Here is a 16,222-nt window from a genome sequence, read left to right as displayed (position 1 = left end):
GGCCGCGCGGTGGAGGCGATGCAGACGATCGCCGAGAAGATCACGATCGTGCAGGAGATCGCCCGCCAGACCGACCTGCTGGCGCTGAACGCGGCGGTCGAGGCGGCGCGGGCCGGCGAGCACGGCAAGGGCTTTGCGGTGGTCGCCTCCGAGGTGCGCAAGCTCGCCGAGCGCAGCCAGGCGGCGGCAGCCGAGATCGGCACGCTGTCCTCTGAGTCGGTGAAGGTCGCCCGCGAGGCCGGCGGGATGCTGTCCAAGCTGGTGCCTGACATCAAGAAGACGGCGGAGCTGGTGGTGGAGATCACGGCCGCGTGCCGCGAGCAGGACATCGGGTCGGCCCAGATCAACCAGGCCATTCAGCAACTCGACAAGGTCGGGCAGCAGAATGCGAGTGCATCCGAGCAGGTGTCCTCGACCTCGGAGGAACTCGCCTCGCAGGCCGAGCAGCTGCAGTCCACCATCGCCTATTTCAGGATCGATGACGGAGCCAGGGCGCATGGCAGCGCGCCGGCGCCGATCGAGCGGGCCGTCAGCCAGCTCAAGGCCAAGGCCGCGACGATGGCGGCCGTGGACCGGGTCGGCAGAAAGGCGGTCGCGGCCAAGCCGGCGCGCGCCGTCAAGGCTGCCTCCGGCGGCTTCGCCTTCGATCTGGCCGATGGCGGAGACCACCACGACGCCGAATTTCAACGCAGGGCGTGACACGCGGGCGGCCGCGGGACGGCCGCGCCGGACGACGAACCCTTACTGCTCGGAAAGAACGACATGGCCGAATCGACGCAATATCTGACGCTCGGTCTCGACGGCGAGACATTCGGCATCAGCATTCGCAACGTCCGCGAGATCCTGGACATGCGGCCGATCTGCCGTCTGCCGCATGCGCCCGCATTCCTGCTCGGGATGATCGACGTGCGCGGCAGCGGCTATCCCATCGTCGATCTGCGCCTGAAGCTCGACTTGCCCAGCGCGCCCGCCACCGATGCCACGCGGATCATCATTCTCGATGTGGCGTTCGAGAACCGCATCGTCGGCGTCGGGTTTGTCGCGGATTGCGTCTATGAAGTCACCGATATCGACGATCGCACGATGGAAGCGGTGCCCGATGTCGGCGGACGCTGGAAGTCCGACTACATCGCGGGCATCGGACGCAAAGGCGAAGAGTTCGTCATCATTTTCGATCTCATCCGTCTGATGGCCCACGAAGGAATGCCCTCGGGGATGCCGTCCGCAGCGGCGGCGCCGGCCGCCGCTGCTGCGGCTTGAGCGTCCGGAGCTCGGCTGTGCCGGAGAGTGCGTTGCATCTTTCAGAGCGTCATTTCAAAACCATCTCAAAGCTGATCGAGGGACAGGTCGGAATCAAGCTGCCGGCGGCCAAGCGGCTGATGGTCGAGGGGCGGCTGCACAAGCGTGTTCGCGCGCTGAACTACTCCTGTCTGAACGAATATGTCGACAATCTGTTTCATGACGGCCAGTTCGAGGACGAGATCGCGCATCTCATCGATGTCGTGACCACCAACAAGACGGATTTCTTTCGAGAGCCGTCACATTTCGATTTCATGCGCGATGTCGCCGTTCCGGAGCTCCTGAATTCTCGCGGTCGCGCCGATCTGAAGATCTGGAGCTCAGCCTGCTCCACCGGCATGGAGGCGTACACCGCCGCCATGGTGCTCGACGACATGAACCGGAGAGGATCGCGATTCGGCTTCCGGATCCTGGGCACCGACATCTCCAACGTCGTGCTGCATGCAGCGAGGACCGCGATCTATACGACCGACGTGCTGGCACCGGTGCCGCCGGATTTCATCAAGCGCTACTTCATGATGTCGCGAAACCGCGAGAGCGATCAGGTGCGTGTCGTGCCCGAGCTGCGCCGCCTGACCGGGTTCATGCGCATGAATCTCATGGAGCCCAGCTACCCGGTCGACCGCGACGTCGACATGATCTTTTGCCGCAACGTGCTGATCTATTTCGAGCGCGAAACGCAGCGGAAGGTCATCGAGCGCCTGTGCACGCACCTCCGGCCGGGTGGCTATCTCATGGTTGGACACTCCGAATCGATGATTTACAGCGTTGTACCCGGCTTGAAGCAGGTGCAGCCGACGATCTTCAAAGTCTAGCAGCGGAACGCGGCACGATGGCAAGGCAGAAGGTTCGCGTGCTGATCGTGGACGACTCGGCGTCGGTCCGCCAGATTCTGACGGCGATCCTCGGAGAGGATCCCGAGATCGAGATCATGGCTACGGCCTCCGACCCGTATGCGGCCGCGCGGCGCCTGGAGGCTCAATTGCCCGACGTGATCCTGCTCGACATCAACATGCCGCGCATGGACGGCATCACGTTCCTTCGCAAGATCATGGCGCAGCATCCGATTCCCGTCATCATCTGCTCGTCGCTGACCGACGAAGGCTCGGAACTGATGTTCGAGGCATTCGAGGCCGGCGCGGTCGACATCATTCCCAAGCCGCGCATCGACACGCGTCAGGCATTGCTCGAATGCTCGACCCGGCTGCGCGATGCGGTCAAGTCGGCAGCCGGCGCGAAGGTGCGATGGCGGCCGCAGCGAAAGACCGTCGTCGAGAAGAGGCTGACGGCGGATGCCATCATCCCGCCGCCCATCGAGGGACGCGGGCATCGGAAGACGGAACGCATCGTCTGCATCGGCGTCTCGACCGGAGGGACAGAGGCGCTGAATGAGGTGCTCGAGGTGCTGCCGCCGAATTGCCCCGGCGTCTTGATTGTGCAGCACATGCCGCCGGGTTTCACGGCCGCGTTTGCGCGGCGGCTGAACGGCATCTGCCGGATCCAGGTCAAGGAGGCCGAAGATGGCGAGCCGGTGCAACAGGGGTGTGCCTATATCGCGCCTGGTGCTCGTCACATGCTGCTGCAGCGCGTGGGGGCCCGCTATGTCATTGCGATCAAGGACGGTCCGCCGGTGTCGCGGCATCGTCCATCGGCCGACGTGCTGTTCCGCTCAGCCGCGCAACATGCCGGCAGTAACGCACTGGGCATCATCATGACAGGCATGGGTGACGATGGGGCGCGGGGACTTCTGGAGATGCGCAAGCTGGGCGCGGCAACGCGGGCGCAGGATGAGGAAAGCTGCGTCGTGTTCGGTATGCCAAAGGAGGCGATCGCCCGCGGCGCCGTCGAGAAAGTGGTCTCGTTGAACCAGATCCCGCGCGAGATCATGCTCTGGTCTCAGGCGGGACAGCCGCTCCTGGCGGATTAGGTCCGTGATGGCCGAAACTTGCCCACGGGAAGCGATCAGAACGTCCCTCGCCGCGATCGATGACGTGTCGTCGTACATCGAAGAAACCTTCTTGCAGGCGGGACAGCGGCTCGGCCGCGGACAAGCGATCTTTCAGGAGCTGAATCACGATCTGGCAGCGCTGGCCAGCGGAATGTCGGGCACCGAGATCGAGCAGGCGTCGAGTGCCGTTCGTGACATCGCCAACCGACTCGATCGTCTCGCGCAGGCGTTGCCAGCTGAGACGGCGCTGCTCGGCCGCCTCCGGCAAAGCGCGGCCGAAGCGGCGGGCCAACTCAGGACTCTGTTCAAGCATGTCCAAACTATCTCGATCATCGCGCGGAGCGCGCGCATCGAGGCCGCATCGCTGGAGGGAGACCGGGACAACTTCCTAGCCTTTACGCGGCAGGCGCATGAGATCGCGGGCTCAGTGAAGCAATTGCTCGACGCCTGCGCGCGGGATCAAGACCTGCTCGCAAAGGCGGTCGAGGCCGCTCTCGATCGGCAGAGTGATTTCGACCAGCGCTACCGCACCCAGCTTCTCGCGACCGGGGAAGAGCTGATCGCCGCTTACTCCGTCATGCACGAGCGGCGGGGCAACAGCCTTAAGCTTGCGGAGTCGGCAGGCGGGAGTACGCAGAAGATCGCCCAGGCCGTCGCTCGTTCGATCGTCTCGCTGCAGGCCGGAGACAGTACGCGGCAACGGCTGGAGCACATCCGTTGGGGACTCGAACTTGCCGGCCGTGAACGAGGAGTTACGGATCCGGAATCGCGCCACGACCTGGCGACACTGCCAACCCTTCTGTGCCGTCTGCAATCGATGCAGCTGGATGATGCGAAGCGCGAGCTGCAGAACGATACCGCGGCGATCTTGCACGCGCTGTCGAGCATTCTGAGCGATGCGACCGGCGTGATCGGCCAAGGCAGGTCGCTCTATGGTGATCAGGGCGATGATGCCGTATCCGTTCTTGCCCGTACCAAACAGGTGCTGGCGCAGGCCTCGACCCTCATTGCCACCTGCGAACGAGCGGGCACGTCGGTCGACGACGCGCTCCTCATGGTCGAAGAGCTGCTGGGCCGCTTTCGCGTCGCCGTTGCAGCTCTGCTCGAGGCAGTCCTCGATATTACCTTGATCGGTATGAATGCGAGCCTCAAGGCGGGTCACCTTGGTAGCAGAGGTAGCGCTTTCGTCGTGATCGCAAACGAACTCAGGGCTACGGCCGATTTGGTTGCCGCTGGCGCCGGCCGGCTCAAGACGGCCCTCGAAGTCATCGAAACCCTGGCGCTCGAGCTCCGGGCGCTTCGCCTCGAAGGCGAGCCTGCCCAACTCGCCGGGCTGGAGCCGGCGATCCTCGATGCGATCAATGGGGTCGAGTCCGGAAATGCACGTCTCGGGACGATAGTCGACCGCCTGATCCGCGAGGGCGCCGAATTCGAGGAGCTCATGGGATCGGTTCGGCAGCTGATATCCCATCTCGACGAGAGCACGGCCGAATTGTCCAGTGTTGCCGCGCAATTGAACGCAAGCAGTGCGAGCGCGCAAGGCGCCTTGCCTACGGCGAGCGATCAGGCAGCCTTCGACGATGCCCTTGGCCGTTATACGATGGAGCGGGAGCGCGAAGTTCACCGGAGGTTCCTGAGCAGCTTCGGCCTCGTTGCGAGTGCGCCCTCGCAAGACGTCGATGAGGTCGAAGCAGACGATGGCGTGTTGCTGTTCTGACGCCGGGTTGCGCAGGTCGAACCGTTCCGGTTGCACGATCCAAGTCGCCACCCAGGCGGATCGCGGCATTCAGCGGCGAGAGCCGGGCTGGTCAGGCGGCGGTAGCCGGAAAGCTCGCGCTGGATTATGCATCATCACTCAATATGACACGATCCTGAGGTCTGTTGGTGATTCAATGCAGAGTTGAGGGTACGTTTGTCGGAACAGACATCGATCTTACTGGCAGATCATGCGCCTCTTGATCTGCGGGTCCTAGGTTCGAGCCCTAGGGCACCCACCAAGCCTTCCAAGGACATGCTGCTGGTCCCCACATTTCTTCCGGGTTTGTTCATCAGAGCGCCTCGCCTGAAGTGCCGTGCAAGCGAGCGCTGGCGAACGCGATGTACCAGTCGAGGCAACCAGGATTGGCCATCGCATCGCGGTTGATGACCTTGTCCAGCGATTGGCCGAGCAGCAGCTTCTTGATCGGGAGCTCCTGCTTCTTGCCCGACAGCGTGCGCGGGATCTCCGCCACCGCAAAGATTTCGTCGGGCACGAAGCGTCGTGACAGGCTGGCTTCGACCGCCATGTTGATCTTCCGCTTCATGGCATCGTCGAGCGCGACGTTGTCGCGCAGCACGACGAACAGCGGCATATAGCTGTCGCGGCCGAGATATTCGAGATCGACGACCAGCGAATCCAGGATCTCCGGGAGCGCCTCGATCGCGGAGTACAATTCGCTCGTTCCCATCCGCAGGCCATGGCGATTGATGGTGGCGTCGCTGCGGCCATAGATGATGCAGGAGCCATCTGCATCGACCTTGAGCCAGTCGCCGTGCCGCCAGACCGGCGTGCCGTCGCCGGTTTTGTACGTGTCGAAATAGCTCGAGAGATAGCGCGCGTTCCCGGCGTCGTTCCAGAACCGCAGCGGCATCGACGGCATCGGCTCGGTGCAGACGAGTTCTCCGACCTCGCCGATGACGGGCTCGCCCTGGTCGTTGAAGGCCTCGACGGCCGCGCCGAGCGCGCGGCATTGCATCGTTCCTGGTACCTGCGGCAATTCGCGATGGCCACAGATGAAGGCGCCGGCGAAGTCGGTGCCGCCGGAAATGTTGGACCACCACATCTCGGCTTGCGCCCGGCTGCCATTGACCTTTGAGAGGGCTGCAAAGCGCTGGTCGAACCAGGCTTGCGTATCGGCGCTGAGAGGCGAGCCGGTGGAGCCGAGGCAGCGCAGATGCGACAGATCGCCGGCGTCCGCCAGGTTGATGTCCGCTTTGACGCAGCTCGCGAAGAACGCCGCGCCGGCGCCGAAGAAGGTCGAGCGGGAGTTCGCGACGAACCGCCACAGCGTGGTCCAGTCCGGCTTGTCCTTCGGCCCCGCCGGACTGCCGTTGAAGATGCAGCAGGTGGTGCCGTTGAGCAGCGCGCCGACTTGGTTATTCCACATGATCCAGCCGGTCGAGCTGTACCAGTGATAGCGCTCGCCGAACGAATTGGGCTGATACGAGCAGCCGATGTCGTTGTGCAGCCCGAGCAGGGCCAGCGTGACGATGATGATGCCGCCATGGCCATGCACGATCGGCTTCGGCAGCCCGGTGGTGCCGCTCGAATAGACGATCCAGAGCGGATGATCGAAGGGCAGCCATTCCGGCTCGAAGGCGTCGATGGCCGGATCTGTTCTTGTCAGGATCTCCGCGAGACGGACGTCCCCGTCGGCTTGCGCCCTGGCATCGTCACTGTGCAGGATGACGTGGTTCACCGTCGGCAATGACCGGCGCAGCTCCTGGACGACGTCGCGCCGGTCGTGCCGGCGCCCCGCGTAAGTCACGGCATCGCAGGCGATCAGCACCTTGGGTTCGATCTGCTTGAACCGGTCGGTCACGGCAGGCGCGGCCATGTCGGGCGCGCAAACGCTCCAGATCGCGCCGATGCTAGCGGAGGCCAGAAACGCGATGATGGCTTCCGGGATATTGGGCAGATAGGCGGCGACCCGGTCGCCGGGCGCGACGCCTTGCTCGCGGAGATGTAGCGCCAGCGCGGCTGCCTTTCGCCGCAGCTCCCGCCAGGTTGTTTCCCTGAGCGTCCCATCCTCGTCACTGCTGATGATCGCGGGCAGGCCCGCGGCCTCGGCGGGGTCGACGTGACGGAACACCTGCCGTGCGTAGTTGACCGAAGCACCGGGGAACCAGACGGCTCCCGGCATCGTGCGCTTGACCAGCACGGATGAAAACGCGGTCGGCGACTGCAGGTCGAAATAGTCCCAGATGCTGCGCCAGAAGCCATCGAGATCGCGGATGGACCATTGCCGCATCTCCTCGAAGTTTTCGAAGTGGAGGCCGCGATTGTCCCTCAGCCATCGCCGATAGAGAGCCATTTGCGGGACGTAGGGAGCTGTCATCATTCATTCCGGCTTGTTTGCATCGTACGGAGACGCCGAGCAGCGCTCATTTCGACTTCTGCTTGCGCCGCTTGTAGAGCGCGTTGAAGCCTCCGGCCATGAAGGTCACAAACCGCTCGCGGACGGCCACGAAATCGTCGGACTTGCACAGACCGCCGGACAGGCGGTCGATGCGGCCGGTCCGTGACAGGATCAGCGAATAGGCGCCGGAGGTGAACTGAAAGCTCCAGAACAGGTCCTCGGGCGCGGCGTCGGGCAACGCCTTCTGCAGCAGCCCGATGAGACGCAGCACCATCGGATCGAGATAGGCGTCCAACATCTCCACGCCATAGCCCGGCGCGTTGGCGACCTGCGCGAAAATGCGGCCGAAGTGCCGCCAGTTGTCCTCTTCGTTGACGTAGACGTCGAACGCACCGTCATAATAGGCGCGCAGCGCGCCTTCCACGGTCGGGCGATCTCCGACCTTGGCCTCGTAGGCATCCAAGCCGGCCGTGCGCACCGTGACCGCGTATTCCATGCGGCGCTCGAACACGGCATCGAACAACGCCCTCTTGCCATCAAAGTAATAATGGATCAGCGCGGGATGGATGCCCATCCTGTCGGCGACGTCCTTGATCGTCACGCCGTAATAACCGAGCTGCGCGAACAGCTCCTCGCTGGTGTCGAGGATGAGCTTCACCGTCGTCGCGCGCTGTTCCGCGCGCGTGCGGCGCCCCTCGGGCTTCGGCTGTGCTGCCATGCTCTCCCTGATCCCTGATCGGCGCGCGGCGCCATTGCTGTCTCGACGATGCGGGGACGGGCGCTCCCGGTCAAGCGGGACTTCGGCGTTCCAACAATTTCATTTAGTGCTAAATGAATGAACTTGACCGGACGTTGGCCGGACGGTAGGTCTGTAAGCGTGACGGACGTGATCTCCGAGCAGGTGAGCAGCCCGAGCTGCGGCCCTCGGTGCGCTGACGTCATCAACGAAGGCTGGCGATCGATCGGCCGCACTCGGGAGGACACATGACACGGATCAAGTCCACGGCGGCCGCCCTGCTGATGCTCGGCGCGGCCCTTTCAGCCCCGGCGCTCGCACAAAAGAAATACGACGTCGGCGCCACCGATAGCGAGATCAAGATCGGTCAGACCAATCCGACGAGCGGGCCGGCGTCCACCTTCGGCGCGATCGGCAGGGCGGAAGCGGCCTATATCCGGATGGTCAACGAGCAGGGCGGCGTCAACGGACGCAAGATCAGCCTGATTCAATATGACGACGCCTACAGCCCGCCGAAGACGGTCGAGCAGGTGCGCAAGCTGGTCGAAAGCGACGAGGTGCTCACCACGTTCCAGATCATCGGCACGCCGCCGAATGCCGCTGTGCAGAAATATCTCAACAGCAAGGGCGTGCCGCAGCTGCTGGCCGGAAGCGGCGCGTCCCGCTTCACCGATCCCAAGAATTTCCCGTGGACCATCTCCGCCAACCCGAACTACCAGTCGGAAGCGCACATCTACGCAAAATACATTCTCGAGAACTTTCCGAATGCCAAGATCGGCATCCTCTATCAGAACGACGATCTGGGCAAAGATTACGTCAAGGGGCTGAAGGACGGGCTCGGCGCCAAGGCCGGCATGATCGTCAAGGAGCTCTCCTACGAGGTGTCCGACCCGACCGTCGACTCGCAGCTGGTGACGCTGAAGGCGTCGGGTGCCGACCTGTTCTACAACATGTCGACGCCGAAATTCGCAGCGCAATCGATCAGGAAAGCCGCCGAGCTCGGCTGGAAGCCGGTGCACATCCTCGAGGTCAATGCGACGGGGGTCGGTCAAGTGCTGGTCCCTGCCGGCCCGGAAAACGCCAAGGACATCATCTCCGTCGCCTATGGGAAGGATCCGCTGGACCCGCAATGGGCCGAAGACGAGGGGATGAAGCGCTACAAGGCGTTCATGGCGAAGTACGCGCCGGGCGAGGACGCCAACAGCGGTTACGCGACCTATGGCTACTCGACCGCGGCGCTGCTCGTCCAAATCCTCAAGCAGTGCGGCGACGAGCTGACGCGGGCCAACATCATGAAGCAGGCGACCAACATCAAGGGCTTCGTGCCGGATCTGGGGCTGCCGGGGATGTCGATCACGACGACGTCCGATGACTACCGCATCAACAAGCAATTTCAGATAATGAAATTCGACGGCCAGCGCTGGGTCATCTCGGGGCCGATCCTGACCGACGACTTCAAGGCGGACTAGGTCATCTCGTCTCGCCTCGGCATTGCGCCGGTTGCGAGCCGTGCCGCCGGCCGTCCTGCGCCGACGTCTGCCCACAGAACTTCCGCCATCGGAGCGCCGCGTATGACCAGTGAAGCCGTTCGCCGCCGCCGGGGCTTCGACCCCGCGGCGCTCGCTGCGATCGGTCCAGCGCTTGCCGAGTTCGTCCATCGCGGCGAGCTCGCAGGTATCGTGTCGCTGACGTCGCGGGGCGGCGAGGTCGTTCACGCCGAGACCATCGGCTGGCGCGATGTCGAAACCAAGAGCCCGATGCGCCCGGACACGCTGTTCCGGATCGCGTCGATGACCAAGCCGATCACGTCGGTAGCGACGATGATGCTGGTCGAGGAGGGCAGGATCGGATTGGCGGATCCGATCTCGCGCTGGGTTCCGGAGCTCGCCGATGTCAGGGTGCTGCGCAACCCCGCTGGCCCGCTCGACGACACCGTGCCCGCCGACCGCGCGATCACGATCGAGGATCTGCTGACGCATCGCTCCGGAATCGCCTACGCGTTCTTTTCGGACAGCCCGCTCAAACCCGCCTACGAGTGTGCGCTTGGCGATCCCGCCATGAACCGGTCGACGCCGGACGAATGGCTCGCCGCGCTTGGCAGGCTGCCGCTCGCGTATCAGCCCGGCGACCGTTTCCATTACGGTCATTCGACCGACGTGCTCGGCTTCCTGCTCGGTCGGGTGGAAGGCAAGCCGTTCCGGGAGGTGTTGCGAGAGCGAATCTTCACCCCTCTCGGCCTGGCCGATACCGATTTCTGGTTGCCGCACGACAAGCGCGATCGTCTCGCGAGCCTTTACAGCTATGAAGAGGCGGCAGGACGGCTCGCGAAGCTCGAGCCGGTGATGTATGACGCGCCGCCCGCCTACACGCCTGGTGGCGGCGGCTTGATCTCGTCCGCGCCCGATTATCATCGGTTCGCGCGTATGCTGCTCGGAGGAGGGGAGCTGAACGGCGTCAGGCTGCTGCGGCGTGAAACCGTCGACCTGATGCGGACCAACCGTCTGACGCCGTCGCAGCGGCAGGTCCCTTTCGCCGGCATGCCGCTGTGGCAGACGTGCGGGTTTGGGCTCGGACTTGCGATCGTGGAGACGTCGGTCGGCAATCCCTATGCCTGCGGCGCGTCGGGATCGATGACCTGGCCGGGCATCTTCGGCACGTGGTGGCAGGCCGATCCCGTCAACGACCTTATCATGATCTATCTGATCCAGCATCAGGTGCCGGTCTCGGCCGGAATAGGGGCCACGATTGCGACCGGGCGCGGCGCTGCGGGCCGCCGTGCTCTGCCGATCTTTCAAAGTGGAACTTATGCGGCGCTGTCCGACATGGCGGAACAGACGACATGACCTTGCCGCGCGCGTCCTGTCGGGGAGGAGGCTGGCCATAGCCGCGTACATTCCGCGCGATGAAACGTTCGAGCAGCGAAGCGCTGCTGCCGTGCATGTCGGAACTGCAACATGCCTTCTCTCCATCCTTGAGCTTGTGTTCCGGCCGTTATTCTGCTCAGTGCCTTCTCAAATTGCGCGATCATGCGCATCGATCGATCGACTGAAGTCGACAGCCAGTGAGGAAACAAATATGCGCAAGTTAACTTTGGCCATTGCCCTGATCGCTCCCATGCTCGGCCATGCCGCACAGGCCGAGGACAGCATCAAGATCGGCTACATCGATCCGCTGTCCGGCGGCGGCGCCAGCGTCGGCGAGGGTGGCCTGAAGACGTTCCAATATCTGGCCGACGAGCTCAACGCCAAGGGCGGCATTCTCGGCCGCAAGGTCGAGATCGTACCGTTCGACAACAAGACCAATCCGCAGGAGAGTCTGGTCCAGGCTCAGAAGGCGATCGACGCCAGCGTTCGCTATATCACGCAGGGCAACGGATCGTCGGTCGGGCTCGCGCTGGAGGACTTCGTCACCAAGCACAACACCCGCAATCCCGGCAAGGAAGTGTTGTATTTCAACTATGCCGCCGTCGATCCGAGCATGACCAACGAGAAGTGCAGCTACTGGCATTTCCGCTGGGACGCGAGCTCCGACATCAAGATGGAGGCGCTCACCAACTACATGAAGGACATCCCGTCCATCAAGAAGGTGTATCTGATCAACCAGGACTATTCGTTCGGCCAGTCGGTCCGCAGTGACGCGCGCAAGATGCTGGCCGCGAAGCGCGCCGACGTCCAGATCGTCGGTGATGAACTGCATCCGCTGCTGAAGATCACGGACTTCTCGCCCTACATTGCCAAGATCAAGGCGTCCGGCGCCGACAGCGTCATCACCGGAAATTGGGGCCAGGACATCGCGCTGCTGCTCAAGGCCGCGGCTGACGCCGGCCTGAAGGTCAACTGGTACACGTATTACGCCGGCGGCGCTGGCGGTCCGACCGCGATCAAGCAGACTGGCCTGGATCATCAGGTGTTCCAGCTCACGGAAGGCTTCGCCAACTCCGGCAATCAGGCGGCGATGGACTACGAGAAGGCATTCCGCGCCAAGGTCAATTTGTCGCTGTGGTATCCGCGCGCGGTCAACGAGATGCGCATGTTCAAGGCGGCGGCCGAGAAGGCCAACTCCGTCGATCCGGTCAAGGTCGCCGCGGCGCTCGAGGATCTGAAGTTTGAGGTTCTGGACGGCGGCACCGGGATCATGCGCAAGGATGACCATCAGTTCTTCCAGCCGATCTACGTCTCGTCCTTCGGCAAGCTCGCGGCAAACGAGCCGTTCGACGAGGAGAACACCGGCTGGGGATGGCATCTGGTCACCAAGGTCGACACGCCCCAGGCCATGGTGTCGACGACCTGCAAGATGACGCGGCCGTAACCATCCGCGCAGGCCTCCCGCACGGCCCAACCGAGCGGGAGGCCTTTCGCCGATCTGACCGGGAATGAGCGGCCAGGGCATAGAAGCCCGACATTCGCGAGTGCGCCGTGCTTGAACTCATCGTCATCTCCACCCTCAACGGCGTGCTGTTCGGCATGCTGCTGTTCCTGCTGTCGAGCGGGCTCACCGTCATCTTCAGCATGATGGGGGTGCTCAATTTCGCCCATGCCAGCTTCTACATGCTGGGCGCGTTCTTCGGCTTCCAGCTCACCAAATGGCTGGGCTTCTGGCCGGCGCTGCTGCTGGCGCCGCTCCTTGTCGGCGCCATCGGCATGGCGGTCGAGCGCTATGGCCTGCGCAATACGCACAAGCACGGGCATGTGGCCGAGCTGCTGCTGACCTTCGGCCTCGCATTCGCGATCGAGGAGATCGTCTCGATGATCTGGGGCAAGACGCCGCTCGACTATCGCGTGCCGGCGTTGCTGGATTTTCCGGCGTTTACGATCTTCTCGACCAACTATCCGGCCTACAAGCTGTTCATGCTGGCGGTGTCGGTCACGATCTTCGTGGTGCTGCTGGTCGTGCTCAAGCGCACCCGCGTCGGCCTGATCGTGCAGGCGGCCTTGACGCATCCCCACATGGTGGGCCATCTCGGCCATAATGTCGGACGCGTCTTTATGGTGGTGTTCGGCGTCGGCAGCGCGCTGGCCGGGCTCGCCGGCGTGATCGCCGGGCCTGCCTTGGTGACGCAGTCCGACATGGCCGCGGCGCTCGGGCCGATCCTGTTCGTGGTCATCGTGTTCGGCGGCCTCGGCTCGCTGCCGGGCGCCTTCATCGCCTCGCTGGTGATCGGCCTGGTGCAGACTTTCGCCGTAGCCTTGAACGGCTCGCTGGCGAGCGCCTTCGGCCCGCTCGATCCCTCCGCCGGACCGTCGGTGCTCACCGACATCTGGAACGTCACGATCGCGCAGGTCGCGCCGATCGTGCCTTACCTGCTGCTGGTGCTGGTGCTGATCGTGCGCCCCGTGGGCCTGATGGGGACGCGTGAATCATGACCGCAGCAGTCACTTCGGCCTCGCCCGTTTCGGCGAAGCCGGCCGGCTCCCACCTTCGCTTCTACGCCATCTGGCTGCTCGGCATTGCCGTGCTGATCATTCTTCCGCTGCTGTTCAGCTCGGGTGGATCGCTGACCTCGTTCAGCCTGATCGGGATCGCGATCGTCTTCGCGCTCTCCTACAACATCCTGCTCGGCCAGACCGGGCTGCTGTCGTTCGGTCATGCGGTTCACTACGGCCTCGGCGGCTTTGCCGCCTGCCACATGATGAACGCGGTGGTCGCGCATGGCTGGCCGATTCCGCTGCCGTTCATTCCGCTGTTCGGCGGGCTGGGCGGGCTTGCCTTCGCCGTCCTCCTTGGCTGGGTCATGACCAAGCGCGCCGGCACGGTGTTCGCGATGATCTCGCTCGGGATCGGCGAGCTCGTGGCGTCGTCGTCGCTGATCCTGCGCTCGGTGTTCGGCGGCGAAGCCGGCATCACCACGGACCGCACGGCCTTGCCGCGCATGTTCGGCTGGACCTTCGGGCCGCAGCTGCAGGTCTATTACCTCATTGCGTTCTGGCTGGTGCTCTCGGCGATCGCGATGTACGCGCTGACCCGGACGCCCTTGGGGCGGATCAGCAATGCGGTGCGCGACAATCCCGAGCGCGTCCAGTTCATCGGCTACGATCCGCACGTCGTGCGCTATCTCGCTTACTGCTTCGCCGGCTTCTTCGCAGGCATCGCCGGCGGACTTGCGGGCATCAGCTTCGAGATCGCCAACTCCGCCTATCTCGGCGCGATCCAGTCGGGCCTCGTGCTGTTTTCGACCTTTATCGGCGGTACCGCCTATTTCTTCGGTCCGATCCTCGGCGCCATCCTGGTGACCTATCTCCAGCTCGGGCTGACGAGCCTCACCAGCGTGTGGCAGCTCTATTTCGGCATCATCTTTATCGGCATCGTCATGTTCTCGCCGGGCGGCATCGCCGGCCTCTTGATGATGCACCGGCCGCTGATCCGGGCCGGGACACTCGGAATGGTGATCCCGTCCTATCTCGTTGCCGTCCTACCGACCGCGGCGCTTGCCTGGGGCGTCATCCTGACCATCGAGACGGTCGCGCGCTACTCCGGTGGGGAAGCGATCAACCTGTTCGGCGTGGCGTTCAATCCGCAATCTCCGGTGACGTGGGCTGTCGCCGCAGGACTGGTTGTCGGTGGCTTTTTCGTCGCACGGTTGACGTGGCGGCGGATCGCAAGCGCCTGGGACGGGGCCGCCACCGTGGCGCGTGACCGGGGGCATCTGGCATGACCACAGCCATCGAAGTCCGCGCCGTTGAAAAGCGCTTCGGCAATGTCAGCGTCATCCGCGACCTCAATCTCAGCGTCGCCAAGGGTGAGCGCCACGCCATCATCGGCCCGAACGGCGCCGGCAAGTCCACGACGTTCAACCTGATCAGCGGGCACATCCGGCCGAGCTCGGGCGAGGTGCGGTTGAACGGGGCGGTCATCTCCGGCCTGCGGCCGTTCGAGATCAACCGCCGCGGCCTGTCGCGCTCGTTCCAGGTGACCAACGTGTTCTCCCGCATGACGGTGTGGGAGAACGTCCGGTGCGCCGTGCTGTGGGCAACGGGGCATCGCTATGCGTTCTGGAAGAATGTGGACAGCCTGCCGGAAGTGCGCGAGAGGACCGCTCAAATCCTCGACGACATTCATCTCACCCACCGGCGCGATGTCCCTGCGGGATTGCTGACCTATGCCGAGCAGCGCGAGCTCGAGATCGGCGTGACCATCGCGAGCGGCGCGACCGTCGTCATGCTCGATGAGCCGACCGCTGGAATGAGCAACGCGGAAACCGAGCGCGCGGTGGCCTTGATCCGGCGGCTCACCGAGGGGCGGACCTTGGTGATCGTGGAGCACGACATGAGCGTGGTGTTCGGCCTTGCCGATCGCATCTCGGTGCTGGTCTATGGTCACATCATCGCGTCGGGCACGCCGGAGGAGATCCGGCGCGACCCGAAGGTGAGGGAAGCCTATCTCGGCGAGGAGGTCCACTGATGCTCGAAGTCAGGAACCTCCACGCCTATTACGGCAAGAGCCACATTCTCCAGGGCGTGGATCTCGACGTCGCCGCCGGAGAAGTCGTCAGTCTGCTCGGGCGCAACGGCGTCGGACGCTCGACCACCGTCAAGGCGATCATGGGCGAGGTCAGCCCGCAGGGGACGATCCGCTTCAAGGGCAAGGACATTGCCGGCCTGCCGAGCTACAAGATCGCCCGGCTCGGACTGGGCTACGTGCCCGAACATCGCGACATCTTCCCGAGCCTCACGGTGCGGCAGAATCTCGTGCTCGGCATCAAGGATATCCGGCGGCCGGGTAAGTGGCGCCTGCAGGACATGCTCGACATGTTTCCCAATCTCGCCGCGCGCGCCGATACGCCCGCCGGCGTCCTGTCGGGCGGCGAGAAGCAGATGCTGACCACCTGCCGGACCTTGATGGGCGATCCTGATCTGATCATGATCGATGAGCCGACCGAAGGTCTGGCGCCGCTGATCGTGCAGCAGGTCGGCGACCTGATTGCGCGGATCGCTGCGGCCGGCGTCGCGATCCTGCTGGTCGAGCAGAAGCTCTCGATCGCGATGCGCATCTCCAAGCGCGTCTACGTCATGGGCCACGGCCGCGTCGTGTTCGAAGGAACACCGGACCAGCTCAAGGCCGACGCCGCGGTGCGCCAGGAGTGGCTCGAAGTGTGACGACGCAGCGTCTGGCAGGTATCGTCAT

14 protein-coding genes are annotated in these 16,222 nt (G+C 64.0%); 12 read left to right on the top strand and 2 right to left on the bottom strand.

The genetic code is table 11. The features are described 5' to 3' along the window. The 5 genes from ACQR1L_RS23215 to ACQR1L_RS23195 all read left to right on the top strand — a co-directional run. Window positions 1-699 (top strand): methyl-accepting chemotaxis protein (locus tag ACQR1L_RS23215; RefSeq protein ID WP_434860241.1); only part of this gene is annotated, 699 nt, incomplete at its 5' end. Window positions 700-762: 63 nt separating this feature from the next. Further along, window positions 763-1,260, top strand: coding sequence for a chemotaxis protein CheW (locus ACQR1L_RS23210; RefSeq protein ID WP_434860240.1), 498 nt, complete (start codon window positions 763-765; stop codon window positions 1,258-1,260). 32 nt (window positions 1,261-1,292) lie between these two features. Then, window positions 1,293-2,114 carry a CheR family methyltransferase gene (locus tag ACQR1L_RS23205; RefSeq protein WP_434860239.1) on the top strand — a complete coding sequence of 274 codons (822 nt, stop codon included), beginning with the start codon at window positions 1,293-1,295 and terminating at the stop codon, window positions 2,112-2,114. A 17-nt stretch (window positions 2,115-2,131) separates the two neighbouring features. Beyond that, a complete protein-coding gene (locus ACQR1L_RS23200) occupies window positions 2,132-3,226 on the top strand; it encodes a protein-glutamate methylesterase/protein-glutamine glutaminase (RefSeq protein ID WP_434860247.1) in 1,095 nt (364 codons plus the stop codon). A gap of 7 nt (window positions 3,227-3,233) precedes the next feature. After that, window positions 3,234-4,964 carry a chemotaxis protein gene (locus ACQR1L_RS23195; protein WP_434860246.1) on the top strand — a complete coding sequence of 577 codons (1,731 nt, stop codon included), beginning with the start codon at window positions 3,234-3,236 and terminating at the stop codon, window positions 4,962-4,964. 331 nt (window positions 4,965-5,295) lie between these two features. On the opposite strand, the gene ACQR1L_RS23190 is transcribed toward ACQR1L_RS23195, so the two are convergent. Further along, window positions 5,296-7,344 carry an acetoacetate--CoA ligase gene (locus tag ACQR1L_RS23190; RefSeq protein WP_434860238.1) on the bottom strand — a complete coding sequence of 683 codons (2,049 nt, stop codon included), beginning with the start codon at window positions 7,342-7,344 and terminating at the stop codon, window positions 5,296-5,298. Window positions 7,345-7,390: 46 nt separating this feature from the next. Continuing rightward, complete coding sequence (locus ACQR1L_RS23185; RefSeq protein ID WP_434860237.1) at window positions 7,391-8,083, bottom strand: TetR/AcrR family transcriptional regulator; 693 nt, start codon at window positions 8,081-8,083, stop codon at window positions 7,391-7,393. Window positions 8,084-8,349: 266 nt separating this feature from the next. Between ACQR1L_RS23185 and ACQR1L_RS23180 the strand changes: the two genes are divergently transcribed. The 7 genes from ACQR1L_RS23180 to ACQR1L_RS23150 all read left to right on the top strand — a co-directional run bounded on the left by ACQR1L_RS23180 (window position 8,350) and on the right by ACQR1L_RS23150 (window position 16,194). Then, window positions 8,350-9,570, top strand: a complete 1,221-nt coding sequence (locus tag ACQR1L_RS23180) for an ABC transporter substrate-binding protein (protein ID WP_434860236.1) — start codon at window positions 8,350-8,352, stop codon at window positions 9,568-9,570. Between the two features lie 102 nt (window positions 9,571-9,672). Continuing rightward, window positions 9,673-10,944 carry a serine hydrolase domain-containing protein gene (locus ACQR1L_RS23175; protein WP_434860235.1) on the top strand — a complete coding sequence of 424 codons (1,272 nt, stop codon included), beginning with the start codon at window positions 9,673-9,675 and terminating at the stop codon, window positions 10,942-10,944. A gap of 232 nt (window positions 10,945-11,176) precedes the next feature. Next, complete coding sequence (locus tag ACQR1L_RS23170; RefSeq protein ID WP_434860234.1) at window positions 11,177-12,409, top strand: branched-chain amino acid ABC transporter substrate-binding protein; 1,233 nt, start codon at window positions 11,177-11,179, stop codon at window positions 12,407-12,409. A gap of 107 nt (window positions 12,410-12,516) precedes the next feature. Then, window positions 12,517-13,464: a branched-chain amino acid ABC transporter permease gene (locus ACQR1L_RS23165; protein WP_434860233.1), complete on the top strand. Its 948-nt coding sequence runs from the start codon at window positions 12,517-12,519 to the stop codon at window positions 13,462-13,464. After that, window positions 13,461-14,753: a branched-chain amino acid ABC transporter permease gene (locus tag ACQR1L_RS23160; protein ID WP_434860232.1), complete on the top strand. Its 1,293-nt coding sequence runs from the start codon at window positions 13,461-13,463 to the stop codon at window positions 14,751-14,753. Before ACQR1L_RS23165 ends, ACQR1L_RS23160 begins: the two co-directional genes overlap by 4 nt. Then, window positions 14,750-15,499: an ABC transporter ATP-binding protein gene (locus ACQR1L_RS23155; protein ID WP_434860231.1), complete on the top strand. Its 750-nt coding sequence runs from the start codon at window positions 14,750-14,752 to the stop codon at window positions 15,497-15,499. The genes ACQR1L_RS23160 and ACQR1L_RS23155 overlap by 4 nt, the downstream gene beginning before the upstream one ends. Continuing rightward, on the top strand, window positions 15,499-16,194 hold the full coding sequence (locus tag ACQR1L_RS23150; protein ID WP_434860230.1) for an ABC transporter ATP-binding protein: 696 nt from the start codon (window positions 15,499-15,501) through the stop codon (window positions 16,192-16,194). The genes ACQR1L_RS23155 and ACQR1L_RS23150 overlap by 1 nt, the downstream gene beginning before the upstream one ends. Window positions 16,195-16,222: the final 28 nt, after the last annotated feature.

Origin of the sequence: Bradyrhizobium sp. HKCCYLR20261 (assembly GCF_051168435.1) — a bacterium.
Lineage (GTDB): Bacteria > Pseudomonadota > Alphaproteobacteria > Rhizobiales > Xanthobacteraceae > Bradyrhizobium.
Note: the sequence above shows the minus strand (reverse complement) of the source record. Positions and strands in the feature narration are given on the sequence as shown.

Excerpts from the sequence above, each read along its gene's own strand:
- ACQR1L_RS23210 (WP_434860240.1), top strand. The coding sequence starts at position 763 with ATGGCCGAATCGACGCAATATCTGACGCTCGGTCTCGACGGCGAGACA.
- ACQR1L_RS23200 (WP_434860247.1), top strand. The coding sequence starts at position 2,132 with ATGGCAAGGCAGAAGGTTCGCGTGCTGATCGTGGACGACTCGGCGTCG.
- ACQR1L_RS23195 (WP_434860246.1), top strand. The coding sequence starts at position 3,234 with ATGGCCGAAACTTGCCCACGGGAAGCGATCAGAACGTCCCTCGCCGCG.
- ACQR1L_RS23190 (WP_434860238.1), bottom strand. The coding sequence starts at position 7,344 with ATGACAGCTCCCTACGTCCCGCAAATGGCTCTCTATCGGCGATGGCTG.
- ACQR1L_RS23185 (WP_434860237.1), bottom strand. The coding sequence starts at position 8,083 with ATGGCAGCACAGCCGAAGCCCGAGGGGCGCCGCACGCGCGCGGAACAG.
- ACQR1L_RS23180 (WP_434860236.1), top strand. The coding sequence starts at position 8,350 with ATGACACGGATCAAGTCCACGGCGGCCGCCCTGCTGATGCTCGGCGCG.
- ACQR1L_RS23175 (WP_434860235.1), top strand. The coding sequence starts at position 9,673 with ATGACCAGTGAAGCCGTTCGCCGCCGCCGGGGCTTCGACCCCGCGGCG.
- ACQR1L_RS23170 (WP_434860234.1), top strand. The coding sequence starts at position 11,177 with ATGCGCAAGTTAACTTTGGCCATTGCCCTGATCGCTCCCATGCTCGGC.
- ACQR1L_RS23160 (WP_434860232.1), top strand. The coding sequence starts at position 13,461 with ATGACCGCAGCAGTCACTTCGGCCTCGCCCGTTTCGGCGAAGCCGGCC.
- ACQR1L_RS23155 (WP_434860231.1), top strand. The coding sequence starts at position 14,750 with ATGACCACAGCCATCGAAGTCCGCGCCGTTGAAAAGCGCTTCGGCAAT.
- ACQR1L_RS23150 (WP_434860230.1), top strand. The coding sequence starts at position 15,499 with ATGCTCGAAGTCAGGAACCTCCACGCCTATTACGGCAAGAGCCACATT.